The sequence below is a fragment of the Neorhizobium descurainiae genome, assembly GCF_051400715.1.
Taxonomy (GTDB): Bacteria; Pseudomonadota; Alphaproteobacteria; order Rhizobiales; family Rhizobiaceae; genus Neorhizobium.
The window spans coordinates 1-815 of sequence record NZ_JBLFFK010000094.1; the positions used below are offsets into that span (position 1 = coordinate 1).

General features: G+C 58.4%; 2 protein-coding genes. Both read right to left on the reverse strand.

The features are described 5' to 3' along the window. Positions 1-168: flagellin N-terminal helical domain-containing protein (locus tag ACMGE0_RS33575; RefSeq protein ID WP_495885030.1), on the reverse strand; the 168-nt coding region annotated here is incomplete at its 3' end. Positions 169-421: 253 nt separating this feature from the next. Further along, positions 422-815, reverse strand: a 394-nt coding sequence (locus tag ACMGE0_RS33580; protein WP_436820176.1) for a flagellin, incomplete at its 5' end; no start/stop codon positions are given.

Here is an 815-nt window from a genome sequence, read left to right on the forward strand (position 1 = left end):
GTCGGAACGCATGGTGGTTGCGATCGACCAGTAGGCGGCGTTGTCGGAAGCGGTGCCGACGCGCATGCCGGAGGAAACGCGGCCCTGCGTGGTCTCCATGTCCTGGCCGAGCTGGCGCAAGGTCTGGAGGGCAGCCATGGCTGCGATATTGGTCAGAATGCTGGTCATTTTGTTTGCCCCTTGAATGGCTGATTACGAAAAGGGACATTCCGGATTCCACCGGGAACAGCGGTCAGCGTCATGCTTGCTAACCAGTTAATTTTCTTGGTTAACCCGCCGTTTCGATGGGTCTAGGTAACCGCAATATGGTTAATGAACATTGAAGCATGTGAGAAAAATAAAAAGCCGCGTCCGAATTCGGACGCGGCCCTTTTCTGTGTCTGTGGCGCGGTCAGCCTCCGCGCCGATTTGCCGGCTCCGATTAACGGAAGAGCGACAGGATGTTCTGCGAGTCGGAGTTGGCGATCGAGAGCGACTGGATCGCGAGCTGCTGCTGCGTCTGCAGCGCCTTCAGCTTCGTGGACTCTTCGTTCATGTCCGCATCCACCAGTCGGCCGACGCCGCGATCCAGCGAGTCGGAGAGCTTCGAGACGAAGTCTTCCTGCATCTGGATGCGCTGCGAGACTGCACCGAGCTTGGCTGCCGCGCTGGTCATCAGTTCCAGCTGACCGTCGACGAACGAGGTCAGAGCGCCGATGATATCTTCGTCGCTGACGGCGGTACCCATGCCGAGGTATCCGTCGGCGTTCGAGTCGCGATAGTCATCGAGCTTGGTGATGTCCAGTTCCGAAACGGAGACGTCCGAGGCATATTCG